Origin of the sequence: Enterococcus durans NBRC 100479 = LMG 10746, from assembly GCF_001544215.1 — a bacterium.
GTDB classification, from domain to species: Bacteria; Bacillota; Bacilli; order Lactobacillales; family Enterococcaceae; genus Enterococcus_B; species Enterococcus_B durans.
The window spans coordinates 26,320-53,133 of the sequence record NZ_BCQB01000005.1 but is presented as its reverse complement, the minus strand read 5'-3'; the positions used below and the strand labels follow the sequence as shown (position 1 = coordinate 53,133).

General features: G+C 37.9%; 22 protein-coding genes and 3 pseudogenes. 22 read left to right on the top strand and 3 right to left on the bottom strand.

Going from position 1 to position 26,814, the window contains the following annotated elements:
• The first annotated feature begins 7 nt into the window (after positions 1 to 7).
• The 21 genes and pseudogenes from ED2_RS02520 to ED2_RS02415 all read left to right on the top strand — a co-directional run bounded on the left by ED2_RS02520 (position 8) and on the right by ED2_RS02415 (position 22,552).
• Complete coding sequence (locus tag ED2_RS02520; protein WP_005879310.1) at positions 8 to 1,738, top strand: ABC transporter ATP-binding protein; 1,731 nt, start codon at positions 8 to 10, stop codon at positions 1,736 to 1,738.
• Positions 1,731 to 3,617, top strand: a complete 1,887-nt coding sequence (locus ED2_RS02515; protein WP_005879308.1) for an ABC transporter ATP-binding protein — start codon at positions 1,731 to 1,733, stop codon at positions 3,615 to 3,617. The genes ED2_RS02520 and ED2_RS02515 overlap by 8 nt, the downstream gene beginning before the upstream one ends.
• Positions 3,618 to 3,812: 195 nt before the next feature.
• Positions 3,813 to 4,685 (top strand): annotated as a pseudogene (locus tag ED2_RS02510) (VOC family protein).
• Positions 4,686 to 4,849: 164 nt separating this feature from the next.
• Positions 4,850 to 5,875 carry a serine hydrolase domain-containing protein gene (locus tag ED2_RS02505; RefSeq protein WP_005879304.1) on the top strand — a complete coding sequence of 342 codons (1,026 nt, stop codon included), beginning with the start codon at positions 4,850 to 4,852 and terminating at the stop codon, positions 5,873 to 5,875.
• Positions 5,876 to 5,913: 38 nt separating this feature from the next.
• A complete protein-coding gene (manA, locus tag ED2_RS02500) occupies positions 5,914 to 6,864 on the top strand; it encodes a mannose-6-phosphate isomerase, class I (RefSeq protein WP_005879302.1) in 951 nt (316 codons plus the stop codon).
• 391 nt (positions 6,865 to 7,255) lie between these two features.
• Positions 7,256 to 8,164, top strand: a complete 909-nt coding sequence (gene rbsK / locus ED2_RS02495; RefSeq protein WP_005879299.1) for a ribokinase — start codon at positions 7,256 to 7,258, stop codon at positions 8,162 to 8,164.
• A gap of 18 nt (positions 8,165 to 8,182) precedes the next feature.
• The gene (gene rbsD, locus ED2_RS02490) at positions 8,183 to 8,578 is read left to right on the top strand and encodes a D-ribose pyranase (protein ID WP_060789686.1); all 396 of its coding nucleotides are present in this window, start codon (positions 8,183 to 8,185) and stop codon (positions 8,576 to 8,578) included.
• Positions 8,579 to 8,599: 21 nt separating this feature from the next.
• Entirely contained in the window at positions 8,600 to 9,487 is an 888-nt protein-coding gene (gene rbsU, locus ED2_RS02485) for a ribose/proton symporter RbsU (protein WP_016176942.1), read from the top strand.
• 129 nt (positions 9,488 to 9,616) lie between these two features.
• The gene (locus tag ED2_RS02480) at positions 9,617 to 9,871 is read left to right on the top strand and encodes a hypothetical protein (protein WP_005879293.1); all 255 of its coding nucleotides are present in this window, start codon (positions 9,617 to 9,619) and stop codon (positions 9,869 to 9,871) included.
• Positions 9,872 to 10,203: 332 nt separating this feature from the next.
• Positions 10,204 to 10,404: a hypothetical protein gene (locus ED2_RS02475; RefSeq protein WP_005879291.1), complete on the top strand. Its 201-nt coding sequence runs from the start codon at positions 10,204 to 10,206 to the stop codon at positions 10,402 to 10,404.
• 79 nt (positions 10,405 to 10,483) lie between these two features.
• A pseudogene (locus tag ED2_RS15935) lies at positions 10,484 to 13,498 on the top strand (SpaA isopeptide-forming pilin-related protein).
• A gap of 144 nt (positions 13,499 to 13,642) precedes the next feature.
• Entirely contained in the window at positions 13,643 to 14,845 is a 1,203-nt protein-coding gene (locus ED2_RS02460; RefSeq protein WP_016252603.1) for an immunoglobulin-like domain-containing protein, read from the top strand.
• A complete protein-coding gene (locus tag ED2_RS02455; protein ID WP_016176946.1) occupies positions 14,817 to 15,185 on the top strand; it encodes a hypothetical protein in 369 nt (122 codons plus the stop codon). The genes ED2_RS02460 and ED2_RS02455 overlap by 29 nt, the downstream gene beginning before the upstream one ends.
• 1 nt (position 15,186) lies before the next feature.
• Positions 15,187 to 15,390, top strand: a complete 204-nt coding sequence (locus ED2_RS02450) for a hypothetical protein (protein ID WP_016176947.1) — start codon at positions 15,187 to 15,189, stop codon at positions 15,388 to 15,390.
• Between the two features lie 22 nt (positions 15,391 to 15,412).
• A complete protein-coding gene (locus tag ED2_RS02445) occupies positions 15,413 to 16,246 on the top strand; it encodes a VirB6/TrbL-like conjugal transfer protein, CD1112 family (RefSeq protein ID WP_005879284.1) in 834 nt (277 codons plus the stop codon).
• A gap of 22 nt (positions 16,247 to 16,268) precedes the next feature.
• Complete coding sequence (locus ED2_RS02440) at positions 16,269 to 16,652, top strand: PrgI family protein (protein WP_005879282.1); 384 nt, start codon at positions 16,269 to 16,271, stop codon at positions 16,650 to 16,652.
• On the top strand, positions 16,591 to 19,086 hold the full coding sequence (locus ED2_RS02435; protein ID WP_016176948.1) for a VirB4-like conjugal transfer ATPase, CD1110 family: 2,496 nt from the start codon (positions 16,591 to 16,593) through the stop codon (positions 19,084 to 19,086). The genes ED2_RS02440 and ED2_RS02435 overlap by 62 nt, the downstream gene beginning before the upstream one ends.
• A 181-nt stretch (positions 19,087 to 19,267) precedes the next feature.
• Entirely contained in the window at positions 19,268 to 20,800 is a 1,533-nt protein-coding gene (locus ED2_RS02430; RefSeq protein ID WP_231373184.1) for a peptidoglycan amidohydrolase family protein, read from the top strand.
• Positions 20,769 to 20,948 (top strand): hypothetical protein, encoded by a 180-nt coding sequence (locus ED2_RS02425; protein WP_005879275.1) that lies wholly within the window; start codon positions 20,769 to 20,771, stop codon positions 20,946 to 20,948. Before ED2_RS02430 ends, ED2_RS02425 begins: the two co-directional genes overlap by 32 nt.
• A 101-nt stretch (positions 20,949 to 21,049) precedes the next feature.
• Positions 21,050 to 21,472: a hypothetical protein gene (locus ED2_RS02420; RefSeq protein WP_229090050.1), complete on the top strand. Its 423-nt coding sequence runs from the start codon at positions 21,050 to 21,052 to the stop codon at positions 21,470 to 21,472.
• A gap of 48 nt (positions 21,473 to 21,520) precedes the next feature.
• Positions 21,521 to 22,552, top strand: a complete 1,032-nt coding sequence (locus tag ED2_RS02415) for a hypothetical protein (protein WP_016176951.1) — start codon at positions 21,521 to 21,523, stop codon at positions 22,550 to 22,552.
• A gap of 274 nt (positions 22,553 to 22,826) precedes the next feature.
• Here ED2_RS02415 and ED2_RS02410 read toward each other — a convergent pair whose 3' ends face one another.
• The gene (locus tag ED2_RS02410) at positions 22,827 to 23,525 is read right to left on the bottom strand and encodes a type 1 glutamine amidotransferase (RefSeq protein ID WP_005879270.1); all 699 of its coding nucleotides are present in this window, start codon (positions 23,523 to 23,525) and stop codon (positions 22,827 to 22,829) included.
• Positions 23,518 to 24,870, bottom strand: a complete 1,353-nt coding sequence (locus ED2_RS02405; RefSeq protein ID WP_005879268.1) for a Mur ligase family protein — start codon at positions 24,868 to 24,870, stop codon at positions 23,518 to 23,520. Before ED2_RS02405 ends, ED2_RS02410 begins: the two co-directional genes overlap by 8 nt.
• Positions 24,871 to 25,159: 289 nt before the next feature.
• Here ED2_RS02405 and ED2_RS16260 point away from each other — a divergent pair.
• Positions 25,160 to 25,294 (top strand): annotated as a pseudogene (locus ED2_RS16260) (DUF3788 family protein); the annotation flags it as partial.
• Between the two features lie 71 nt (positions 25,295 to 25,365).
• On the opposite strand, the gene ED2_RS02400 reads toward ED2_RS16260, so the two are convergent.
• Positions 25,366 to 26,760, bottom strand: coding sequence for a TrkH family potassium uptake protein (locus tag ED2_RS02400; protein WP_408582047.1), 1,395 nt, complete (start codon positions 26,758 to 26,760; stop codon positions 25,366 to 25,368).
• Between the last annotated feature and the right edge of the window lie 54 nt (positions 26,761 to 26,814).

Sequence of the window (26,814 nt, the reverse complement as noted above, 5' to 3'; positions counted from 1 at the left end):
GTACTACATGCTAAAAGTTTTTAAACGGATATCATTGACTTCGGCGATTGCTGCTACGATATTTATGGTTATCCAAGTCTTCGCAGATCTTTACTTGCCGACACTGACCTCTAATATTATTGATAAAGGGGTAGCAAAAGGAGATGTCGATTATATCTGGCAGACTGGTTTTGTTATGATCGGCTTTTCTTTGATCAGTATTTTTGCGGCAATTGCAAATACCTATTTTGCAACACGAGAATCACAGAAATTAGGAAAACAATTACGTACAGATGTTTATAAAAAATCAGAAAGCTTGACCAAAGACGCCTTTGATAAATATGGAACAGCTTCTTTGATTACACGAACAACCAATGATGTGACCCAGATCCAAATGGTTACGCAAATGTTTCTAAGAATGATGATCAATGCACCGATTACATTGGTGGGTGCAAGTTTCTTAGCTTATCAAAAAGACCATGAATTAACGAAAATTTTCTTAGTTGTTATCCCTGTCATGATCGTTTTGATTGGTGGGATCATGTTTTTTGCTGTTCCATTGTTCAAGAGTATGCAGAAAAAGACAGACCGCTTGAACTTGGTATTTCGTGAAGGACTGACAGGCGTACGTGTTATTCGTGCCTTTGATAAAACACGATTTGAAGAAAATCGTTTTGATTTAGCGAATAAAGATTATACGAATACAGCGATTAAAGTAAATACGATCGTTGCATTGATGATGCCGATGATGACATTGATCATGAGTGGTACAAATGTAGCAATTACCTGGTTTGGTGGTCACTACATAGCAGATATGACTTTAGAAGTAGGGAACCTAATTGCATTCATGACATATGCGATGCAGATTTTGATTAGCTTCATGATGCTGTCAGCCATTTTTATCATGGTGCCTAGAGCACAAGCATCTGCTGATCGTATCAATGAAGTACTAGATGAAGAAGTAGGGATCAATGACCCTAAAGATCCTAAAAAATTGGCTCTTGCAGGAAAAAATGCCACACTTGCTTTTGAGCATGTCAATTATCGCTATCATGGGGCGGAGAAATTAGCCTTAGAAGATATTGATTTTTCTGCCAAATCTGGGGAGATCGTTGCAATCATTGGAGGTACTGGTTCAGGGAAAACGACTTTAGTCAATCTTATCCCACGCTTGTATGATATTGAATCTGGTGCCATCAAGATCAATGGAACAAGTATCAGTGAAGTGACACAATACAACTTGAGAGAATTGATGGGCTTTGTTCCGCAAAAAGCGATGCTCTTTTCTGGAACGATCAGAGAAAATATGCAATATGGTAAAGCAGATGCAACGGATGAAATGATTTGGAAAGCATTAGAAATTGCTCAAGCGAAAGAATTTGTCTCAGAATTAGAAGATGGGTTAGATAGCCACGTAGAACAAGGTGGCGGGAACTTCTCTGGTGGTCAAAGACAACGACTGGCTATTGCACGGGCTTTAGTCAAACCAGCAGATGTCTATGTCTTCGATGATTCATTTTCAGCTTTAGACTTTAAAACAGATGCAAATCTTCGTCAAGCATTGAAACAAAATATGACACAAAGCATTACGGTATTAGTTGCTCAACGTGTAAGTACTGTTATGGACGCTGATACGATCTTAGTATTAGATGAAGGAAAATTAGTCGGTAAAGGAACACATGATGAACTACTTAAAACAAATGAAACGTATCAAGAGATCGTTCATTCGCAATTGAGAGAGGAGGATCTACATGAGTAAAGAAAATACGAAACCTTCTCGTGGACCAATGGGTGGCGGACATGGACCTGGACGCAACATTGGCGTTAAAGGAGAAAAACCTAAGAATTTTTGGGGAACAGTTAGACGATTATTTGGGTATATGTCCAAACGGTTAGTTGCGATCATTGCCGTTTTTGTGTTGGCGATTGCAGCTGTAATCTTCCAAATCCAAACACCTAAAGTATTAGGGAAAGCGACAACGGAAATATTCAATGGTGTCATGGCAGGTGCTAAACAGATGCAAGCAGGCCAACAGATATCAAAATTTCCGATTGATTTTGACAAAATTGCACAAATCATTGCGACAGTTATCGTAATGTATTTGATTTCTGCGGTATTCAACTTTTTACAACAATTTATCATGACTAGAGTTTCACAACGAACAGTGTATGAACTACGACATGATCTAGAAGCAAAAATGAACCGAGTACCTATTTCTTACTATGATACACATACAAATGGGGACATCATGTCTAGAGCCATCAATGACATGGATAACATTGCAAGTACGCTTCAACAAAACTTGACGCAATTTGTAACGAGTGCCGTCACATTGATCGGGGTTATCGTCATGATGCTTTCTATCAGTTGGCAGTTAACGTTGGTCGCATTATTGATGATTCCTTTAAGTTTGATCATCGTCATGATCATTGCGCCAAAATCACAAATATTCTTTGCTGATCAACAAAAGAGTCTAGGACTTTTAAATAATCAGGTAGAAGAAACGTATAGTGGACATACGATCGTTAAAACATTTAACCATACAGCAAAAGACCAAGAAGTCTTTGAAGAAGAAAATCAAAAACTATACGCGGCAGGCTGGAAAGCTCAGTTCATTTCAGCAATCATCATGCCTTTGATGAACTTTGTTAAAAACTTGGGTTATGTATTTGTTGCTGTTCTTGGGGGTGTCAAAGTTGCGAATGGGAATATGTCCCTTGGTGATGTTCAAGCCTTCTTGCAATATACGACACAATTTTCACAACCAATCACGCAGTTAGCGAGTTTGATGAACACGATCCAATCAACAGTTGCTTCTGCAGAACGTGTTTTTGAAGTCTTAGATGAAGCAGAGATGACAGAGGAAAAATCAGGATTGCCAGTAGAAAAAGATACACCTTACAAAGTACGTTTTGAAAATGTACAATTTGGCTATTCTCCAGATAGTTTATTGATGACTGATTTCAGTTTAGATGTAAAACCGGGAGAAATGGTTGCTATCGTAGGACCTACAGGGGCAGGGAAAACCACCTTGATCAACCTGTTAGAACGATTCTATGATGTTTCGGGCGGAAGCATTCGTTACGATGGTGTTGACACGAGAGATCTTTCACGAGATGTCTTACGTGCACAGTTCTCTATGGTACTTCAAGATACTTGGTTATTCACAGGGACGATCTATGACAATATCAAGTATGGGAACGAAGATGCAACAGATGAGCAAGTAATCGAAGCTGCTAAGGCAGCCCATGTCGATGACTTTGTTCGCAAATTACCAGAAGGCTATAATACAGTATTAAACGAAGATGCCAGCAACATTTCTCAAGGTCAAAGACAATTGATTACGATTGCGCGAGCATTCCTTGCTAATCCAGATGTCTTGATCCTTGATGAAGCTACCTCTAGTGTAGATACACGAACTGAGATCTTGATTCAAAAAGCGATGAATCGTTTATTAGAAAACCGAACAAGTTTTGTGGTAGCTCACCGTCTGTCAACGATTCGTGATGCAGATAACATTATCGTTATGAATCATGGTTCGATCGTTGAAACAGGTAATCATGATACTTTGATGGAAAAAGATGGTTTTTATGCTGATTTGTATAATAGTCAATTTTCAGAGGAAGAAGCTTCATAAGTTGAAAATTAACGCACGAGACATAGATTGTTTCGTGCGTTTTATTTTTTATAACTATCGTTTTTTCACTATTTTATTAAAATTATATGAAAAAGCGAGAATTCTCACATTTTTTTTTATAAAAATCTATTTATCGCTTGAAAGAAATGGGAACCATCGTTAAAATAAAGCTTGACGTAGAGGGGAGCAAGAATGATGAAAGATTTTAAATTGGGGTCTGCTACCTATTTGAAAAGCGTGGCAATCCGGGTGAAAGACCGAGATAAAATGATTGATTTTTATAAGAATACAATTGGCTTTGATTTGAAACGGGAATAAAACGAACTAGCTATTCTAGGAACGGAAGAGCGTGACAGTGAAATGCTATTGCTTGAAGAAAGCCCCAGAGCAGATGATCACTTCGGGGAGATCAAAAAGCTCAACCGCTTCTCATTGATTATTCCAAGTGTAGAAGAAATGGCAGATATTCTATGCCGTATCAGCAAGACGAATTACGTAATTGAAAAAGCATTAGAAGACCAAGGCCGTATGGGTATCTTATTAAAAGATCCAGAAGGTAATGAATTAGAGATCTATCACGAAGATGGAACAGTAGAGAAGTCTGTAGATCCAGAAAATTTGGATCAAGAATCGTTGTTGCGAAAATCTGAAGAAAAGTATGAAAAATTATCAGCAGGCTCTTATTTTGAAAAAATCCACTTAAACGTAATCGATAGTGCCAAAGAACGTAAGTTTCTTGAAAGCTTACTTGGTTTAAAAGTCCATAATGAAAAAAACGAATGGTATGTTTTAAATGAAGGGGACTTCCATGTTGGTCTGACTGAAGCAACGAGTGAAGCAATCCAACTTCCGACCCACGAAGTGATTGGCTTAGACTTTTTGAAGTTTGTGATCAGCCAAGAGAATATGGAAGAACTTGTCCAACATTTAAAAGAATATTCAGTTGATTTCTTCTTAGATAAAAAGCACACAGTATTGACCATCTATGATGCAATCGGAATCGAATGGTGGTTTGTGACAGATTCTAAAGAAGAAAAAAATAAATTAGCGTGTGAAAGTTGCTCCTAGCGTATTGATATGTCATACGTAGGAGTTTTTTATTTATATTTTTCATCCTTAGTTTTTAGCATAAAAGTCTAAAAATATTGGAAAAATCTTGCTTCTCCTGAAAGAAAGCTATATGCTTTGGGCATGGAACGAAAGAGTATCCTTCGAAAGAAAGGGAGAGGAACATGTATCCAGAAACAAAACAATTGATTTTAAAAAAATTAGAAGAAGGCTATTATCCTGGTGTCGTTGGCGCATTCATCCGAAAAAATGAAGTTGAACGTTTCTTTGCTGGAAACGCTCAGGTTGTCCCGGAGATCCAGCCTATGGAAGAAGACTTGCTTTTTGATGCAGCATCTTTGACAAAAGTGATTGCGACAACTAGTTTGGTCTTGCGTTTGTGGGAAGATGGAAAAATTGAGTTGGATCGTCCGCTTGCAGATTATTTACCAGCTTTTGACAATCAAACGATCACGATCCGGCACTTATTGACCCATACGTCTGATATCCAAACGTGGATTCCTGATCGTGATCAACTTTCACAAGAAGAGTTGATTGCTGCTTACCTTAAACTTCAACCAGGAGATCAGTTAGGAAAGGCTGTGAAATACACTGATGCAGGCACGATCTTGTTAGGGTTCATGTTGGAAGAGATTTTTCAAGAACCAGCAACAGAATTGTTCCAAGAACAAGTGTTGGAACCATTAGGGATGATGAATAGCCTCTTTTTACCCTATCCATCCAAACGAATCGTACCAACGCAACAATTGGCATCAGGAGAAGTCTTGCGGGGGATCACACATGATCCAAAAGCAAGGGTCTTAGCAGAACATGCAGGCAATGCGGGTTTATTTATCGATTTAGAAGATAGCATCAAATTTGTCAAAATGTATCTGGATAAAGGGAAAACTGCGAATGGTCAGTTTTTAGAAGAAAGAACGATCCAAGAGCTTTTGCAAGATCAAACACCACTTCAAAATGGAGATCGATCATTGGGATGGGATTTGAAAAGAGATGTGACCGATCATCATCCAATTCTCTTTCATACTGGTTATACGGGTACATTTTTATTGATTGACTTGATCGATCAAACAGCGTTCATCTTTTTATCCAATCGTGTCCATCCAGAAGACCATCGTGAGGCGTATATTGAATGTCGCGATGAGATCGTTGAAAATTTTTTGAAAGAGAAAGCGTTATTAAACAAATAATGCTATAATAATCATGAAAATCGAGAGGAGTTAGAATGATGCAAGAACCTATTTTTTTAAAACCAGTCTTTCAAAAAAAAATCTGGGGAGGTAGCCGGCTGAAATCCGTATTTGGTTTTGATATCCCTAATGACAAAATCGGGGAAGATTGGGCAATCAGCGCACATCCACATGGCGTTAGCGTTGTAGAAAATGGCGAATTCAAAGGTCAAAAATTAGATGATCTATGGAAAGAACATAAGGAGTTATTTGGTCATCCAACGGAACCAGTTTTCCCATTGTTAATCAAAATATTGGATGCTGAAGATGAACTTTCTGTACAAGTCCATCCAGATGATGCCTATGGAATGAAACATGAAGGAGAACTAGGAAAAACAGAATGCTGGTACATCATAGATGCTGAGCCAGGTGCTGAGATCATTTATGGGCATCATGCGAAGACCAGAGAAGAATTGGCTGAAATGATCAAAGAAGGCCGCTGGGACGATTTGTTGAAAAAAGTTCCCGTCAAAAAAGGTGACTTTTTCTATGTTCCTAGTGGAACGATCCATGCAATCGGCAAAGGAATCATGATTTTAGAAACACAACAAAGTTCAGACACGACTTATCGTGTGTATGACTATGATAGAAAAGATGCAAGCGGTCAGAAACGGGAGCTACACATCCAACAATCGATTGATGTGACTACTGTACCTGCAAAAACACCAGAATTACAAATCAAAGAAGTTCGAAAAGGACAATCTTCTATTGTTACTTACTTAGAAACTGAGTTTTTCAATGTGTATGAATGGGATATCAAAGGGATCACTTCCTTCAAAAAACAAGCACCTTATACATTGGCGACAGTAATCGATGGCGCTGGGGAATTGATCGTGGATAATCAGACATACCTGTTAGAAAAAGGAACAAGCTTCATTCTACCGAACGAGATCAACGAATGGACTGTTCAAGGAGAACTAACAATCATTGCCTCTGAACCAGGGAAATAATTCGTGTAAAAGTAACAGTGATAGAAATGTTCTTTTCTTTGAAAAAACCGTATAGAAGCAAGTGGTCGGACCAGAGGTATTTCACTCCGAGAAATAAGTAGAGATTCACGGGCTTTCAACTTTTTGTGAATTTCAGTTTATTTCTCGTAAGAGTTGTTTCTGTGCCCACTGTTTATTCTTTTTAGAGCGTGAAGCAAAAGTATTCCCTACTTTTGCCTCACGCTCTTTTCATCGTATGTTTATGTCAGAAAATTACGAAAAATTACACTTAGTAGCAGAGTTCTTGAAATCACTTTCAATCTGTGGTATATTCTTTTTGTGTAGTTAAAACGTTTTAATTGTTGTTAAAAGAGTGTTTGAACTAATTTATAATGTAAATGGAGTGGTGAAAATGAACACTGTAACAGTTATCGGTAGTATCAATCTAGACCGTACGATTCGAGTAAAACATATGCCTAAACCTGGAGAAACGATCCATACAAGAGAAACTTTTTCAGCAGGTGGAGGAAAAGGAGCAAATCAAGCTGTAGCCGCTAGACGTTCTGAAGCAGATACTTATTTTATTGGAGCAGTAGGAACGGATGAAGCTGGAAAAACAATGAGTGAGCTGTTAAGCCAAGAAGAAATCGATTTAACTGGTGTGGCTACATTAGAAAACCAAGCGACTGGTCAAGCCTATATCATCGTTGACGATCAAGGTGAAAATAGTATCATGATCCATGCGGGCGCAAACAACGCGTTTACCCCAGAACAAGTTAGAAAAAGCCAAGCAATCATCGAAAAGAGCGATTTTATCATTGCTCAATTTGAAAGCGCTGTAGAAAGCACGATTGAAGCTTTCAAGATTGCGAAGAAGGCAGGAGTCAAAACGATTTTGAATCCTGCACCGGCATTAGAAAATGTACCAGAAGAATTACTAAAAGTAACAGATATGATCATACCGAATGAAACAGAAACAGAGATTTTAACTGGTGTGACGATCAGTGACGAAGCAAGTCTACAAGCAGCAGCATCTAAACTTCATGCGTTGGGAATAGAAGTCGTGATCATCACGATTGGAAGCAAAGGAGCTTTTTACGCGCTAAAAGATGGAAAAAATGGTATCGTTAAAGCGTTTAAAGTAAACGCTGTGGATACAACGGCAGCTGGTGATACATTCATTGGTGCAATGAGTAGTCTATTGGCAAAAGATTTTAGTAATTTGGAAGAAGCAATTCGTTATGGAAATAAAGCTTCCTCACTTACGGTTCAACGTTTTGGCGCACAACCATCGATTCCTTATAAAAAAGAGTTGGATTAAAGAAAGGATGTTTTTAGTATGAAAAAGTCAAAAGTAATCAATTCAGATATTTCTCGAGTTATCGCACAAATGGGTCATTTTGATAAATTGAGTATTGGTGATGCAGGAATGCCTGTACTAATGACTACTGAAAAAATCGATCTAGCTGTGGATAATGGTATTCCAAGTTTTATGCAAGTACTGAATAATGTTTTAGAAGAATTAGAAGTTCAGCGCATTTACTTGGCAGAAGAAATCAAATCAGAAAACCCTCAAGTATTATCAGAAATCAAAGAACGATTACCAGAAACGCCGATTACGTTTATTCCTCATAGTGAAATGAAGGCAGATCTAAATAATTGCCATGCATTTATTCGCACAGGGGAAATGACACCATACGCGAATATCATTCTTGAAAGCGGCGTTGTATTTTAAAACAAATAAGGAGGATATAGAATGAATGCGACAGCACTTTTAATTGGATTAGGACCTCTGTTAGGTTGGGGATTATACCCGACGATTGCTTCTAAGCTTGGCGGTCGTCCAGTCAACCAAATTTTAGGCTCTACTATAGGAACACTGATTTTTGCAATCGTTTTTGCAGCAATAAAAGGAATAGGTTTACCTACAGGAATGGATTTAGTCTTTTCGATCTTATCAGGTGTTGGCTGGGCAACGGCACAAATCATCACCTTCCAGTCATTCACATTGATTGGTTCTTCTCGTGCAATGCCGATCACGACCGCCTTTCAACTGCTAGGTGCATCTTTATGGGGTGTGTTTGCGTTAGGTAACTGGCCAGGAACTACAGCAAAATTACTTGGTGCATTTGCTTTAGTATTGATCATTTTAGGTGCTTGGATGACAATATGGTCAGAAAAGAAAGATAAAGAAAACAGCAATTTGTTGAAAAAAGCAGTTCTATTGTTGGCTATAGGGGAAATTGGTTATTGGGCTTACTCAGCTGCACCTCAAGCAACTTCGATTGACGGGATGCATGCCTTCTTACCACAAGCAATCGGAATGGTGCTAGTCGCAGTAGTCTACACAGCAGTTTTAAGTTTCAAAGGGAACGAAAAATCAGCGTTTACTGAAGTAGTTTCTTATAAACATATCTTTTCTGGTTTCTTCTTTGCCTTTGCTGCATTGACTTATCTTATCTCTGCTCAACCTGATATGAATGGTTTAGCTACTGGCTTTATTCTATCACAAACATCTGTTGTATTAGCTACTTTAACGGGTATTTGGTTCTTAGGACAAAAGAAAACGAAAAAAGAAATGACAATTACAGTTATTGGTCTCGTGTTGATTTTAGCAGCAGCTACTATCACTGTATTGATTTGATCGAAGAAATAAATTCACATTAAAAAGAAGGAAGAGTGCACGTTGCTTGTTCAAAGCGATGTGAACTCTTTCCTTTTTTTTTGGAAGAATCTCAATTAATTCGTAACTATAGAGTGAGGAGGGATATATGTGTTAAGGATCTGTTCGAAAAAAGCTATTCGAAGTAAAGCATTAACTGTCCGTTTATTTAATGGTTCTACTTGGGCCAATTTAGGAAATGGTTACTTTATTGATCGTGAAACAAAACAGGAGCTGCCTGATTATAAACTTTATCGGCACATTAAAACAGCCGTGTCTTCAGGAGGGATGATTTTTGCCAAAAGAATGAATCCGACACAAGCATTGCAGTACACAGAGAGACCGCTTAAAGTGAAATCTTGGTGATTTCCTAGTCTGTTCTTTGAAAATTGCATAAAAAGAGCATCATTCGTATCAGATACGATGAGATGTGGATGATTGACTGTCAATCCATGTTGGTGCTCACTAAAAAGGCAGTACTGTCAGTGATGGTAAACTGGCAGATCAAGTGTCCTTATAAACGATTGGTGAAAATGGAGCAAATAATTGCTAGTGATAGCTATTTGTTTGAAGAAGGATTTCTTACGTTTGTTTTTCTCAAGGTTTATTCGTGTCACTGGTTGTCTATTCCCTAAAATAGTCAGGTTGGCATTTATCCAAAAAGTGTCTATGCCAAAATGCTGAAAAGGAAGTTGAATATGACTGAAATACAGCAGTTGATAGCATTCATGCGTAGTGGTAAAAGAAAAACCATCAGTTTATCTGAGTATGAACGATCTGTTCATAAAGAAGGTTGGTCAACGGGCAGTAAAGCAAAGCTGATCAATCAAGTCCAAAAAAGTGGGATCTTACGCTATGAACGGTGTAAAAAAGGCTATGTGATCCGACTAGTTCGTTAAGTGAGAGTGCAATTTCACAAGTTAAAGGAACCTAATTTATAAAACAAACTTATCAATCAATGATAACGGGAGTGATTCAATGAAGAAAAATAGACAGTTTTGTTTCCGATTGCTTATTCTGATTAGTTTACTGATTCCTTCCATTCTCGGAAGTTCCTCAATTATAGCGTTAGAAAAAATGACAGATGAAAAAGAACAGCAAACAACTTTTTTGCTGGAAAACCAATTGATGCAACAAGAAAACGGTAAACTGTATACGACAGTTCCTTCCAACTATATCCACTCTTCGATTCACGATAAGTTCGGAAGAATAGACACTCGGGATAATCAAATCATACATGTAGATCCCAATGCACACATTGCAAATATCGATATTTACTTATCCAATGGCGGTCGCGAGTATGGCTGGTATGGAAAACGAGTAAATGGCGAGATTGCACTATGCATCGAGCAAGGAGCAGCACTTAGCATAGGAAATAATGGGGGATACACAGTATCCCCGCAAAATACTGAACAACTGAAGAAAATCTCCTTGGTCACCTATTATGGGATCATCGTCACTGGACATACACTGCAAAAAGAATTGATGACTCAAATTTTAGCTTGGGAACAGCAAGGAATTTATCCAACCAGTATTTCGGGAGTATTTACGATGGCAGACTACCAAACATTTAAAGCAAGTGTGATGACAAACGTCAATAAATTTTTTGTCAAACCAAGTTTTGATCGCCAAATAGTTGAATTGAAAGTCGGCGAAAGCAAGACGATTTTAGATACGACGGGGTCTTTTAGTAATTATGAATCCTCTCCTTCTGCTATAGCCCCAGGACTTATGGTAAACAAGCAAGGAAATCAATTGACGGTCACAGCGACCAAGGAAGCAAACAAATCCGGAAATATCGATTTTCACTATGCCATTGCTAGTAGTTACCGTGGAATACCACTGATTTACCAGCATCCTTATACGCAAAATATGATGGTAGGAAGAATAAATGATTTAACGAAGATAAGTTTAACTGTAAATGTCATGAAAAACGGCAATGCCCGTGTTCGCAAAGTAGATGAAACTACGAAGCAACCACTGGCAGGTGCCGTTTTTCGTTTTGCGACTTCAACTGGTCAAGTACAAGAAATCATGACCAATGCCGATGGCTAAGCTACTTGGAATGAGTTGTTAGTAGATACAAAAGTGACGATACAAGAAATCAAAGCGCCAGATGGGTACATTTTGGATACGACACCACACACAATGACGATCAAAGCAAATGAAACAACGACTATCATCAAGGATAACCAAGAGCAACTAGCAAATCTACGAGTGATCAAAGAAGATGAAGAAACTGGCAATACCCCACAAGGAGCGGCACAGCTTATTGGCGCTGTTTATGAATTAACAAATGGCCAAGGAGAAACTGTGGGGCAAATAACAATGGAAGAAACGGAAGGAATCGTCCAAGGGCAAATAAAAGCGTTGAAACTAGGTACGTATACACTACAAGAAATCGAAGCTCCTAAAGGCTATACTCTTGATCCCACAAAGTATACCGTACACCTCACGTATGCTGGGCAAAATGAAACAGTCGCTATCCATAGCAAAACGGTGAAAAATCGTGTCATCAAAGGGCATATCGAAGGCTATAAATTTGGATCTCGTCCGTTGATACCACGTACGGTTCTGGAAAATTTACATCAATTGTTGACAGAAGATCGTGGGATCAAGCCACCACTGGCAGGTGTGAAATTAACCGCAACGTCCCAAACAACAGGAAAGAAGTATGTGGAAACGACGCAAGAAAATGGGTATTTTAAGTTTGAGGCTCTCCCTTACGATCGCTATATCGTCGAAGAAACAAAGGGGGTAGATGGTTATTTGTTGATTGAACCATTTGAGGTAGTTGTTACAGAAGATGGCTATACACATTTTTTCTTTTTAGAAGATAAAATCATTGAATCCCGGTTACATATCATCAAAGTAGATGAGGATACAGGAGAAGCGATTCCGTATGCAGGTGCGCAATTTAAAATCTTCGATACTTGGGCAGATGATGGTAAAGAGGCATTTGTCTCTATGCAAAAACCAAATGATACTGAAAGTACAACCATTTTTGAAACGAATATAAAAGGAGAAGTTCTGACAACTGACAGTTTACCATGGGGAAATGAACGTTACGAACTTCATGAAATCAAGGCACCAGAAGGATATCTACCATTAGAGAACCCCATCATTTTCAGTATCACTGAAAATGAGACGAATCCACTCATTCGATTAGAGGTACCGAATCGACTAGCACGTCAACCTATCAGAGTGATCAAACGTGACCGATTAAATGACCGCCCCTTAAAAAATGTCCTATTTGAATTGTATAAAATCGAGCAGGATGAGGAAACGAAAGAAATATTGATGGGTGAGTATGCCACAGATAAAGATGGAAAAATAGAAGTAGAATCATTGCCTTATGGAAAGTATAAATTTATAGAATCAGAACCCCTTGAAGGGTATCTCCCCTTAGAAGCGGCATTAGATTTTTCGATCACTGTAGAAAAAGATGGCGAATGGATCGTTCTAGAAGCCTATAATGAGCGTGAAGAATTAGTGATTTCTTCCTTATTTACTGATGCGTATGGCAAAAAGGAAATCGATCCAACAGTAACCAATCGTTTGAAAGATATGGTCTGGATAAAAGGAGAAGGGCTTGAGATCGGTCATATGTATACAGTGGTCACACGATATAAAAATACTAAAAATGGTCAAGTCATCAGTGAAAATGTATCTACCTACACAGCGCAAAGTAAAGAAGATACCTTTGAAGTACTTCTTGAATTAAAAGCAAATGCATTGAAGGATGGGGAGCAGCTGACAGCGACCCACATCTTTTACTATGAAGAGGAAAAAAAGAATGAGGTGGCTCGTGAAGATGATCTGACAAACAAAGAGCAAACAATCCAAATGAAAAAAGTAAAAGAGCCTAAAAAAGAACAACCGATGTTACCTAAAACTGGTGATACTAGATCATTGATAGTCACATTCATAGGAGTTGGACTCGTTGCTTTGGTTAGTAGTCGAATCTATGGTCAACGAAAGAAAAGTAATTAATTGCTCAAGAGACCAAGAAAGGGTGTTAGACAATAAATGAAAAAGTTGCTCTTAGCTAGTCGATCTGAAAAAACAACAAGAAAGAACTATTATATTTTTATCAGTACACTGTGTGGATGGTTAATCGGATTAGGAAGCTGTCACATGATCAATGCAAAGCACCACCAAGAACAATCTGTTGAAAAGCAAATTACTGGCGTTTTAACAACGACAAAAAAAGAGACAACGGAAAACGAAACGATAGAAGAAAAACAGGATCCTGTTTCTTCAGTAATCGAACACTTTGCATCAATCGATCAAGTAACAGAGCAAAGTAAGCCTGATATTCGGCAATTAGAGAATACAACTGAGCATTTTACCACGATGCTTGTAAAAGAAAAAAAGAAAGTTGTTCAATCAGAAAGTACTATTAATGAGCAATCAAATCCGCTATCTCAGCCACTCGAATCTAGAGTCAATAATAAAGATGACTCTGTCACCACAATGTGGCAAGCAGCTAAACTAAACCTCCATTCGGCCTATCTCGTTGTCGAACAACATAGTTTCTTTGAGCCTTCTAACTATTTCACGATCATTCACGGGAGCGATCCGTTTCCTAACGTCAGTTACACCAATGTGGATACATCCATACCTGGTGAACAACAGGTGCGTATCCAAGTCACCGATTCTAAAGGACTTGTAACGACAAGTGAATTCACTATCATGATCAATAGCATACCAAAAATAACGGTTGAACAGCCACTTTTGTTTCAAAAAATAGGTCAACCACTGGATTTAAGAAAAGGAGTCTTCGCATCTGATAACGAAGAAGGAGATCTGACTTCCGCTATTCACGTTGAAACAAATCTAGATACAACTGTTGAAGGCGAGTACGAAGTGATCTATACGGTGAAAGATCGACATGGTGCACAACATGTGGCCCATGTAGAAATACGGGTAGTCAATGATGCACCAATCATTTCAGCACCTGTCGTAATCGAGCAGGTGATCAACGAGTCATTCAACATCTTCAATTATGTGGAAGTAACGGATGCAGAAGATGGAAACATCCCATTGAATGAAACCAATATTGTTGAAACTAATTTCATCCCAAATAAAGAAGGCATCTATTATTTTAAAATCGGCAACGTAAAGGATCAATATGGAAAGCTGGCAGTGGAAAAAATAGTTGAAGTCACCATAACAAATGAGGCACCTGAGATCATCCAAGCAGATATGAAAGTGAATGTTTTTTCACAACTATCGAAAGAAGCTTATTTGGCACAAGTGATTGTTTCAGATCGTGAAGACTCCGAAAAAAAACTAACTGTTGAGGTAGATGAAGATTCATGGAGTCAAGACCAGTGAACTAGGTGAATACCGTGTTTTACTTCAGGTGACGGATACGAATGGAAAATCTTCGAAAGCATACGGAGTGATCACTGTAATTAATGAACCACCTGTTTTTTTAGGTGTAAAGGACCGAGAAATGGTTGTAGGTGAAGCATTTGATCCATTAGCAGGGATCACAGTTCATGACAAGGAAGAAAAGCTACTTCCAGAAATAGAAGTAAGCGGGACATTCAATAGTACTTTACCTGGTACGTATCTCGTGTATTTAAGTGTCAGAGACTCTTTTGAACGTGTAACGACCAATTATCAATTAAAGGTTCTTGCAACAGAAGAAAATATGGAAACGGGGGAGTGAGATGGACTATTTTGAACAGGCAATGGCATTGTTTTCCAAAGGAATACTTGGTTCTGGAAGTTTACTTACTGTATGGGGGATCATCCAACTAGGCATGTCGATCAAAGAACATAACGGCCCAGCAATGCAACAAGCTATCTTTCAAATTGTTGGCGGTGCAGTGATTCTCGCAGCAGGTTCTTGGATAGCAACGATTTCGATATAAGGGGAGGAGCAACGCATTATTCATGGATAGAGCCATCGAGTTTGTTTTAAAGACGATTGCAGAACAGTTGAATTTTTCAAATGATCCCCAAAGTGTATTAGTACAAAATCTAGAGACCTACTTACCAGATATTTATCACTATAGTTTGCTGATCATGGATATTGTGGTGAAGCCTATTGCCTATTCGGTCTTAGGCTTTTTATTGCTTTTAGAATTCCATCAGATTGCTCAAAAAATTTATAGTAATTATTCGGCATTCGGAGGATTCGAATTATTCCTACCACTTTTTTTAAAATTAGGGCTCAGTTTATTGGTGATGCGGAATTTAACCGTGTTTATCCATGCGATTGTTGGTATTAGTACAATCATCAATGTTGGGATCGGTGAGCTAGGCATACAAGCTGAGATGGACCAAGTAGTTGATTTCTCCTTGATCATGGAGCAAGAACAAGCAATGAATTTTTTTGAGAAACTAACGCTTTTACTACTGTTATTCATTCCCTTAGTCTTATCTCTACTGACAAATATCATGACAAAAATCGTTGTATTTTTGCGTTTTTTTGAGCTGTATTTCTACTTTAGTCTTTCTCCTATAATTTTAGTGACGTTTATTCATGAAGAAATCAATCAGATCGGTAAAAATTTTTTTCGAATGATCTGTGCCGCTTCGTTACAAGGTGTCTTATTGTTCATGGTACTGAGTTTTTATCCACTGTTGGTACAAACCCTTTTTTCAATTCAAGAACGCCAAGGATTGATCACTGTCATCTGTATCATCTCGGGGAATTGTTTGACTTTATGCATCAGTTTATTCTATACGAACAAGTGGGCGAAGGCGATAATGGCTGTCGCTTGATAGACTGCAGTAGGAGGTGAGAATGATAGCAATTGAGGTCCCGGTTAGAAAAGAAATTTTGCTATACAAAGAAAAGCTGTTTTTTGGATTTTCATTAAGACAATTTATATCAATGATGATAACCTTGAGTATTACGCTAATCGTCGGTCTTTTGAATCATTTTACTTGGCAATTTTCTATTGATGATCTCGGTATCGGTTTGATGGCAATTAGTTCACCCATCTTATCTTTTGGTTGGATCAAACCTAATGATCTGCCTATGGAAAAATATCTGCAGATTCGTTGGCGTTATGTTAAACTCGACAGCTATTATACTTATCCATCTATCATGGAGGTGAGATTGGATGAGACCTTGGCAAAAAAGGAAACAAAAAGAAGCAAGAAATATACAGAATACAGCAATTAAGAATTCTAAATTTTTACGCGTACTAAAAAAGCAAAAACAACAGCGTGGAAAAAGACAGAAAAAGCAGGCACCTAAACGTGATGTCCAATCAATGCTACGTTATGAAAAGATGTTTGAGAGTGGGATTTGTGAATTGAGTACAAATTACTATTCCAAGAGTATCCAATTTTCTGATATCAATTATCAAATCGCCTCTAAGGAAGAACAACAAAGTATTTTTACTAAATACTGCGCATTGCTGAACAGTTGCGAAGAGACGATGCACTTGAATGTTACACTCGTAAAAAAGAAAATCAGAAAGGGAAAATTAAAGAAGGAGCTTTTCTATAAAAAAATAGGCAATGCGTATGATGAGTATCGCGAAGAATTGAATGATCTATTGAGTAAAAAAATCCATGCAGGCGAGAACAACTTTATCAAAGAAAATTATTTAACATTCACCATGCCTGCCAAGGAACTGGATCAAGCAAAACAGTTATTAGCTAGAGCTGAACAGACATTGAGCGATAGTCTAACAGAAATCGGTTCGAAATGTCAAAAAATGGACGGATTGAGTCGATTACGGCTGATACATCATTTATTACACTCAACTGCTTCTTTTGATTTCAACTATTCTGATCTTATCTATAACGGATTATCTACAAAAGCAAGCATTGCACCTATGAGTCTAAATGTTAAAAAGAAGAATTATTTTGAAATAGAAGAGTCATATGGACAAATACTATATTTAAAAGACTATCCTGCTAATTTAACAGATAAAGTTATTTCAGGATTGCTGGAGATTCCTGAAGAAATGAGATTGTCTATTCATATTGATCCCATCGCCTCTGACCAAGCGAATCATCTTATACAAAGAAAACAAGCCTATATGGAAGGAGATAAAGTTGCTTCCCAAAGAAAAGCGCTGCAAAAAGGATATGATCCATATTCTAGTATTCCCTATGAGCTGACAACCAGCATTGATGAAGCAAAATTATTACTCGATGATTTGAGAAAAGCAGGACAAAATTTATTTTTTGTTTCTATTTTCGTTTATTTTAAAACAGATAAAAAAGAGCTGTTAGCGGATATTGCAAAGCAGGTGCTACGCATAGGCAGAAAGTATGGCTGCGGCTTTAATCATTTAGACTATTTACAGATGGAAGGTTTGAATTCTGTTCTTCCTTTTGGCAAAAATTGGGTCATGACTCAGCGGACCCTTACAACTACAAGTACTGCAATCTTTCTTCCTTTTACAGCACAAGACCTTAGTCATGAAAATGGAAAATATTATGGAAGAAACGAATTAACAAAAAATGCTATTCAAATTGATCGTAAGCGATTGAATACACCTAGCGGGATGATTTTAGGAAGTTCAGGGTCAGGAAAAGGTGTAGCAAAAAAATATGAAGAAATCACTACGCTATTAAAAAATCCAGAAGACGAAATCATTTCAATGGATCCAGAAGATGAAGATACGCGGATCGGAAAAGCTTTCGATGCACAAATCATCAAAATTGCACCAAATACAGATACTTTCATAAATCTATTAGATATTTCAGGTGATTTTCAAGGTGAAACAGATCCAATAAAATTGAAATCCGATTTCATTCTGACTGCTTTTGAAGCATTGATTGGGGGTACTGTGGGCTTGAATTCTGCACAACGTTCGATCATTGATCGAGTGACTCGGCTGACTTATGTCCAGTATTATCATTCAGCGAGAAAAAGCATGCCGACACTGGGAAATGAATGGTTTTCCTTATTAAAAGAACAGCCAGAAGAAGAGGCACAGGCGCTTGTCTTGGACTTAGAATTGTATATTGAAGGATCATTAGCTATTTTTTCTCGTCCAACCAATATCCAGTTGAATAAGCGATTTATTATCTACAATACCAAACAATTAGGTAGCCAATTAAAGACTTTTGGCATGATGGTTGTATTAGAACAAGTGTGGAATCGAGTGGTTCGTAATCGCGAAAAAGGGATTACAACTTGGATTTATATCGATAAGATGCAATTGATGCTGAGCGATCCTTATTGTGAAAACTATTTTTTTGAATTGTGGAGTCGTATTCGAAAATGGGGAGCTATTCCGACAGGGATTACGCAAAATGTAGAAACTTTACTACTCTCAGACAAAGCACGACGAATGTTGAGTAATACTGAATTCATCATTATGCTAAAACAAGCAAAAAGTGATTTAGATGAACTGGCTTTGCTTTTTCACTTATCTGCTGAACAGCAAAAGCAATTGATCCATCCTGCGAAGGGCGCTGGGCTGATACGAGCAGGTCAGGTGATACTACCATTTTCCAATATCGTAGAATCACCTTCCAAACTGTATGAATTGATGACGACAGATCCAGAGGAAAGGATAAAAGTAAAACAAGATGCAGCTCAAGAAAAGAGAAGTGAGGGACAAGATAAAGCAGATAGAGGAAGTACGGAATAGAATTTTTCTCAGGAAAATAAGTAAATCACGTGTAGAAAGAACAGTAAATTTTTTCTTTTTTCAGGGAAGACGAAGTAACAAAAAAAGAGAATGGAAGAAATCATCGACACAAAGTTTTTTATTGAAATTTGCAGCAGTCCTTACACTTTCATTGATAGTTATGATAATGGGGATCTTCAGCATGGTTTCTTCAATGGTGACCCAGGCGGATGAATTAGAGTTGACAAAGGTTTGGACATATTTAACAGAATTAGATGCAGACAAGACACTGATTCTCAAAAAACATTCAGGCACTAAAATCAATCACGAGCGTACCGAGCATGTAGCAAAGACAATCAAAAGTGATATTGATAGCATTCTTTCCTATTTAGATATACAAGCAGATGAATTCCAGTTAGCAAATCAAGCATTCAAAAGTAAATTGAACTTGTTACATGATCAATTGTGGGAACTTGATCCAGATACCAAGAACAGCCAACTAAGGACTCGGTATTTGAGCCAAATCATCGAGTGGTCAGAGGAATTGAAACAACGGCTGCATCTTAAAATGGAAGTTGGACCATACCCCCATCTAGTTGAATTGCATTCGCCCTTCAAAGAAGAAAACATACAGATCAATCAGCGCTATGGCTATTACGTGAAGGATCAGGTAAAGGCGTGTTTCAACGGAATCAAGCTACAAGCAAAGGAGAATGAAGAAGTTTTTTCTCCTTTAGCTGGTAAAGTAATCATCGCCGATGGTGCGATTCACGTCGAATCACATGATCGGAAACTACGGTTGACAAATGTTTCGCCACTGGTCAACAATACCTCGGAAATCAAAGCAGGTGATCTTATAGGGAATGTGATAAAAGAAAATGAGTTGACGATTGAATATTCAAAAAAAGCAAACATGGTAAATCCTAGCTTTTATTTTCCACAAGTAGAATATGTGGAAAAACCGGATGAAATGCTAGATTTTCAAAATCAGTCATTTGATGAAGGACGCTTTCGTCAAACCATTGCCCTACATTGTCATGCTTTTAGTGACAAAGCAGACAAAATCATCACAGAAGCAAAGAAAAACGGTCTTTCACCTGTCATTTTTGCTGCGATCATGATCCATGAAAGTGCTTGGGGAACAAGCCAGGGAATTATTGAAAACAATAATCCAGCCGGTTTGATGTCTGAAAATGAGCTTGTTAGCTATCCAAGTTTAGACGAAGGGATTGAAGCAACGGGAAGAACGCTAAAAAATTTGATTGTGGAGCGACAGCTTACAACGGTGGAACGACTTGGCAGTGTGTATTGCCCAGTAGGTGCAGACAACGATCCAACAGGACTGAATCATTACTGGGTGCCAGCTATCAAGCAACTGCTAGTTCAGTTAGGAGGAAGTACAGATATGAGTTTGTTCTGGAACTCTGGCTCGTCTTTCGCTCAACAGCTTTTAGTGAAAGCAAAAAGTCTGCATCAAACAAATGTCCAATATTCACAAGGAAGCAATCGAGGAACATGGCCATATCATGACTGTTCTTCTTTCGTGATATGGGTAATGAATGAGCTAGGGAGCAACATACCTTTTGGAAATACAGAAACTTTATATGGCTTGGAAGGAACAGTTTTGAAAGCAATCACTCGCAATGAGATTAGAGCGGGTGATTTATTTATTTGGGGAGAAAAGGGAGGTTCAGCCGGTGATTATGGTCATACAGGCTTTTTTTTTAGACAATGAAGGGCAAACAATCTTACATTGTACACCTGCAACGAAAAAAGGGTTTGGTCAGAAAGGAGATATTGTGATCACACCATTTGAAGGCTACTATGGAGATGCACAGGCAGCCCCAGTTTATTTTTATCGGATCGTAGAAAGGAACGACTAATGATGCGTCATAAAAAAGCTTTTGTTTTGGCTGGGTTATTTTTTTGTTTAAGTACAAGCGTGATGATCAGTATAGGAAGATCACTTGAAAAGCGGGCATATTTGCAAGAAAAAGCACATGATCCATCGGTAGAAGCGCTGAAAGATACACAAGTAAATAAATTTTTACTCTCATTTTTTTCATTTAAAACAAGTGGAGAAAATTATTCAAACTATGAGATTTTTTTGACAGAAAAGGCAAAAGAAAATGAAAAATCAAAAATTGACCAAGGAAAATCAAATCCGCATTTTTTTAGTCACTCTGTATTTCTTGACAGTAAAAATTATATTCGAAAAGAAAATGATCGGCGTTTCGAAGTTATAAGTGAAATAAAGAGAAAAATTGATTTAGTCAATCAAGAAGGAAACGTAGTGACAAGAAATCTTGAAAAAATAGTAACGTTAAAGATTACTTATTTGTATGATGAAGTAAAAACTGATTTTTTGGTAGACGACTATGAATATTTGGAATTCTCAAATCCTTGATAGCAGACAATAAAGTGAAGCGTGGTCCAATGAAAAAGGGTGTTTTTAGTGGCAAAAGAAATCGTACTGATTGATCGGATACAAAGACTAGGGATAGAAGAAGACCGATTACCAATTTTTGAGGCACTAACGCTATTAGAAAACATAAATAAGCAAACAGTGAATCATTCAGGCAGTTGTCGAATACGGATCTATAATCGAAGAAATCGACTGTTGTATACGTTAGAATTGCAGTTTCCTTTCAAAGATCCCATCGAAGAGATCATCGCAGCGCATGTCAATACAGTAGAAATGGATGAAACTACTGTAAAGAAAGGGAGAATTAAGGAGCGTAATAATCCGTTAAAAATGCGAAATGATACAAAGACTGGTAGATTCAATACATTTGCTAAACGATGCATTCTTTTGAGTATCAGTATAGCGACTTTCATTATTTTGGGAAAACTCATCTTAGACTATTTTTTTGTTCCTTCTGAAAAAACAGCAAGCGAAACGTTGGTAAAACAAGACAGCTGGGAACAATTACTACAAAAAAAAGCCTACTTTGAAGCAGTAGAAGCTTATCCGCAACAGCACGATGAATTGGTCGACTATCTAGTTGAGGAAAAGGAATATGTCTGGTTAAAAAAAATAAATGATCGATTTCCATCGGAAAATGCTCAGTTTGATCTAGCATTTGTGGCGAAAGAATGGCAAAAGGTGATCGGACATTATCCTAAAACGTTGTCAGAAAGACGGCAAGTAATGCTGGCATTGGCCTACCTTGAATTAGAGATGTTGGCAGAAGCAGAATTATTGAATAAACGTTTGAAAAGCGATGAATTATCCAGAAAATTAGATGAAGGCTATCAACGGCAAGCACTAGCCTTTCTGAAAGAAAGAAAAATCTCAGAAGCCCAACAAGCGCTTGAATTGATTAATCAGGAAGAGGAAAAACAAATTTTACGTGCATATATCGATCAAGCAATGATCATCAATGATTTCATTGAGCTTTATGAGAAAAAAGAGGATCATAAAAACAGTTCTTTATGGCAAGAGAGATTAGAAAAAATAGGGGAGGGGGCTGTGGAGACAGAGTGAAGGGTTAGTGTTCAACTTAGGTGATAGCACAAAAAAATGGACAAAAAAGAGACAAGGGAACCATTCATTCGAACGAGGCTGGGACAGAGGTGTTTAAATCCAAGAAATAAGAAGAAATTAACGAAATTGCTTTTCAAATTTTTGTGAATTTCGGCTTATTTCTTGGAGTTGATTCTGCTCCCACCGTTTATTCGTTTTTAAAGAATCGGACAAAAGTGTTTTTTACTTTTGTCCCACGCTCGTGTGTCAGAATCGATTCTCTGTCTCTTAATTGTTATGCAAGTGCTTCTTGCAACGTTGGTAAATCTAAATCTTTTCCGTATCGTTGTTCCAAGGATAAGCGAATCAGACGTTCTGCCAGATGTTCGTTTCTAGCAAGGATCGGACCATGGAAATAAGAACCGTAGACATTCTTATAGATCACACCTTCGGATTTATCTTCTCCGTTATTCCCTTGGCCTTGAACGACTTTACCTAATGGACGTTCACCCTCACCTAAAAAAGTTCGCCCATTGTGATTTTCGAAACCATAATACGTTTCATCGAATTCTTCATTATGGATCACGATGTCCCCGATAAAACGATTGTTCTCTTGGCTTAGTGTGTAGTGATCCAGCGCACTGATTCCTTGTATCTTTTCGCCGTTTGCGCCCATATAGTAATGGCCTAAAAGCTGATAGCCACCGCAGATAGCCAACATTACGCCATTATTCTCGATATAGTTTGTCAATGCTTCTTTCTTCTCTTGGATATCTTTTGAGATGATCAATTGCTCAAAATCTTGTCCTCCGCCAAAGAAGACTAAATCGTATTTGTCAGGATCAAAAGGTTCATGGATGCTGACGATTTCAGTATGGCAGGTAATCCCTAACTTTTTTGCTACATATTTGAGCATCAATAGATTTCCGTTATCACCATAAGTATTCATGAGATTTCCATAAAGATGAGCAATAGTCAATTCATAATTAGCCACGATTCATCCCTCCCTTAATAAATCCTTGATTTGCTAGTTCTTTACGCAACTGTAAGACAGCTGTATAAGTAGCTAAAATATAAACATGGTCAGTCGGTAGTTTTTTGATTGCTTCAATCGTTTCCGCAATTTCTTTCGTTTCCGTGATTTTTTCCTCTGGTACACCCGCAACTTTTAGACGTAATGTCATATCCGTATGACGGTCACCACCTGAAACGACAGCAGGGATATCCATAGTTGCAAAATCTTCGAAGTTCCCATCCCAAATCCAACTAACGTCGATTCCGTCTGCATAATTAGCATTTAATAATGCAACAAGTGAGAACGGATAAGGTGCCAAACCGATCATGTCGATCACCTGATTGATCCCGACAGGATTTTTTACAAGGACCAAGGTGCATTTTTTCCCTGCGATGTCGATGATTTCTTGTCGCCCAAAGACTTTTTCATCATAGCCAAGTCCTTGCTTGATCTTTTCAGGAGTAACGCCGTAATATTCTGCAACAGCGGTAGCTGCTAATGCATTGTAGACATTGTACATTCCGCCGACTTCGATGCTGTATTCATGGTCATCGATGACGAAATCAGCAGATACATTATCCATTCTTACCATGTCAGTCAAGCGATAATCTAATTCAGGTCGCTTAAAATCGCAGTTTGGACAGTAGTATTTCCCCAAATTAGCATAAGTGATCATTTTATAATGTAAGAGATGATGGCAATTCGGACACAAAACACCATCTGTATTGTAGTGAGCCAGTTGTTCACGGTCTTCTTCATGATCAAATCCGTAATACTTGCGTGGATTAACTGTGTCAACAGAATTGAAGATCGGTGAGTCACCATTGCTGATGATTGTAGCTTCTGGAGACTTTGCCGCACCATCAACGATCATTTTATAGGTCGTATAGATTTCCCCATAACGATCCATTTGATCACGGAAGATGTTAGTGAATAAGAATAATTCTGGTTTGATGTACTCTGTCACTTTACTTAAACTAGCTTCATCGATTTCTAGTACAGCGAATTTCTTTTGTCCCTTTTTTTGTTTTGCTTGTAAAAAGGTGGAGACGATTCCTTGGACCATGTTAGCTCCTGTCGGATTCGTTAAGACTTCGTCGTATTGCTGACGTAATATATTTACAGTTAAGGCTGTAGTGAGTGTTTTTCCGTTTGTACCGGTTACTACTACTACTTGATAATCCTTAGCTAAGGTATCTAAAAGATGTGGATCGATCTTAAGTGCAAGTTGACCAGGTAAACTTGAACCTCCTTTTAAGAAGGTTTTTAATGCCCATTGTGATGTCTTTCCGACAGCAATCGCAAATTGGCTGCGTATTCCCATTATGTAACCTCCAAAAACGTCTTAGCGACGAGTAAATTCAACTAATAATACCATATGTTCAAAAAAAGGTTAAATTGCTTTTCTTTTTTTTAAGAAATGATTACGATACCAAGGAAGAAAAACGAAAAAGAAACGCGATCGTGCCATGTTTCACTCCGAAAAATGAGAGATCACGGAATTTGTTTTCAAATTTTGTGGATTTTGACTTACTTCTGAAGGAGATGTTTTTGATCCACTGCTTTTTCGTATTTAGAAGAGGTCGAGACGAAAGTCGTTTAGGTTTGAGAAATTGGATGAAAAAAGGCTGGGACAGAAGTGTTTAACTTCGAGAAATAAGAAGAAATGAACGAAAATTGCTTTTCAAATTTTTGTGAATTTCGGCTTATTTAAGAAGGAGTTGCTTCTGCTCCCGCCGTTTATTCGAGAGTCTGTAGCAAACCTGATTGTTAGATTTGTCCCACATTCCACGCTACTTATTCGAACAGAGTGAAGAGATCAACCGATAATGATTTTTTCAGTTGGGTATTCGTAACCTAAATCTCGTGTTTCTTTAGGAACAAAGAGCATCAGCGTATAAAGCATGCCGATGCGGCCGATGAACATCAGGGCCGCAATCGTAATTTTGCCAACAATCGATAAGTCTCCAGTGATCCCTAAAGAAAGACCAGTGGTTCCAAAAGCAGAAGTGACTTCAACGATGATTGAAATCAAGGTCTGATTTTCAGTTGCGGATAAGAAAACGATGCAAAAAAAGCACATTCCCAAAGATAACATGAAGACAACAACAGATTTTCGCACATCATCTTCGTCGATTTTTCGACCGAATATATTGATGTTATCTTCACTTTTAAGGAACGAATAAAGGTAAAGGCCAATGATCGCAACAGTTGTTGTACGGATACCACCACCAACTGAACTAGGGCTACAACCGATAAACATGAGTAAGGAGAAAACAATCAATGTAGTGATTTGGAAATTTCCTAAATCATGGATCTGCAGACCAGCATTTCTTGTGGTCATAGAATAAAACATCGAATTGATCCACTGGACACTTAAACTAGCATCTTGAAATAGATGATCTTTCTCAAGAAGATAGATCAAGATGGTTCCTCCAATGAACAAGATGACAAAGGCTAGTACGGCTAATTTTGTAAAAAGGGAAAAACGAAATGGTAGCTTGGCTTTCGATCGTTTGTAAAGCAACCATTCACGAAATTCCATCAAGACAGGGAAGCCGATCCCTCCGATAAAAATCAAAAACATGATAAGGATCAAGAAAAGATAATCATGTGCAAAGGGTTCGATGGACTGGCCTGTCACATCAAAACCAGAGTTAGTCACAGCAGATATGGATTGATAGAATCCATAAAAAATGGCATCACGCCAATGGTCAAAATAGCCTCGATAATAAAAATAAATCGAGAAGAATGTACCAAAAATGATTTGGAACCACAGCAAGATCGTAAATGTGATCCGAATCAGACGAACGATTCCTGATAAACGTGGTTGATTCATGTCTGTCATGATCAATTTTCTTTGTCTCAAAGTAATTCTCCGTTTAGAAAAGATGATGAACGCAGTAGAGATCATCATGATACCCAAACCACCGACTTGAAACAAAACTTCAAGTAAAATGACACCATTATCATTAAATACGGAACTGATATCAAAAGTCGTCAGTCCAGTAACACTAACTGTACTGATAGCCATGAACAACATATCAACAAATGGAACATGACTATCTGGTTGACGAAAAATAGGAATATAGAAGAGCCCTAAAGAAACAATCGTCATCAATACATAATAAAAAACAATGATCTGGATGGATGAAAAATGGGTTGTAGCATAACGCTGACTTCGCCGTTTTAATTTTCGATAGAAAAGGTTCAATTGCAAGATGCGACCCTCCTTTATAGGTTATTTCTTCTAGTATACCGAGGTTGG

Excerpts from the sequence above, each read along its gene's own strand:
- ED2_RS02520 (WP_005879310.1), top strand. The coding sequence starts at position 8 with ATGCTAAAAGTTTTTAAACGGATATCATTGACTTCGGCGATTGCTGCT.
- ED2_RS02515 (WP_005879308.1), top strand. The coding sequence starts at position 1,731 with ATGAGTAAAGAAAATACGAAACCTTCTCGTGGACCAATGGGTGGCGGA.
- ED2_RS02505 (WP_005879304.1), top strand. The coding sequence starts at position 4,850 with ATGTATCCAGAAACAAAACAATTGATTTTAAAAAAATTAGAAGAAGGC.
- manA (WP_005879302.1), top strand. The coding sequence starts at position 5,914 with ATGCAAGAACCTATTTTTTTAAAACCAGTCTTTCAAAAAAAAATCTGG.
- rbsK (WP_005879299.1), top strand. The coding sequence starts at position 7,256 with ATGAACACTGTAACAGTTATCGGTAGTATCAATCTAGACCGTACGATT.
- rbsD (WP_060789686.1), top strand. The coding sequence starts at position 8,183 with ATGAAAAAGTCAAAAGTAATCAATTCAGATATTTCTCGAGTTATCGCA.
- rbsU (WP_016176942.1), top strand. The coding sequence starts at position 8,600 with ATGAATGCGACAGCACTTTTAATTGGATTAGGACCTCTGTTAGGTTGG.
- ED2_RS02475 (WP_005879291.1), top strand. The coding sequence starts at position 10,204 with ATGACTGAAATACAGCAGTTGATAGCATTCATGCGTAGTGGTAAAAGA.
- ED2_RS02460 (WP_016252603.1), top strand. The coding sequence starts at position 13,643 with ATGATCAATGCAAAGCACCACCAAGAACAATCTGTTGAAAAGCAAATT.
- ED2_RS02455 (WP_016176946.1), top strand. The coding sequence starts at position 14,817 with ATGAAGATTCATGGAGTCAAGACCAGTGAACTAGGTGAATACCGTGTT.
- ED2_RS02450 (WP_016176947.1), top strand. The coding sequence starts at position 15,187 with ATGGACTATTTTGAACAGGCAATGGCATTGTTTTCCAAAGGAATACTT.
- ED2_RS02445 (WP_005879284.1), top strand. The coding sequence starts at position 15,413 with ATGGATAGAGCCATCGAGTTTGTTTTAAAGACGATTGCAGAACAGTTG.
- ED2_RS02440 (WP_005879282.1), top strand. The coding sequence starts at position 16,269 with ATGATAGCAATTGAGGTCCCGGTTAGAAAAGAAATTTTGCTATACAAA.
- ED2_RS02435 (WP_016176948.1), top strand. The coding sequence starts at position 16,591 with ATGAGACCTTGGCAAAAAAGGAAACAAAAAGAAGCAAGAAATATACAG.
- ED2_RS02430 (WP_231373184.1), top strand. The coding sequence starts at position 19,268 with ATGGTTTCTTCAATGGTGACCCAGGCGGATGAATTAGAGTTGACAAAG.
- ED2_RS02425 (WP_005879275.1), top strand. The coding sequence starts at position 20,769 with ATGGTCATACAGGCTTTTTTTTTAGACAATGAAGGGCAAACAATCTTA.
- ED2_RS02405 (WP_005879268.1), bottom strand. The coding sequence starts at position 24,870 with ATGGGAATACGCAGCCAATTTGCGATTGCTGTCGGAAAGACATCACAA.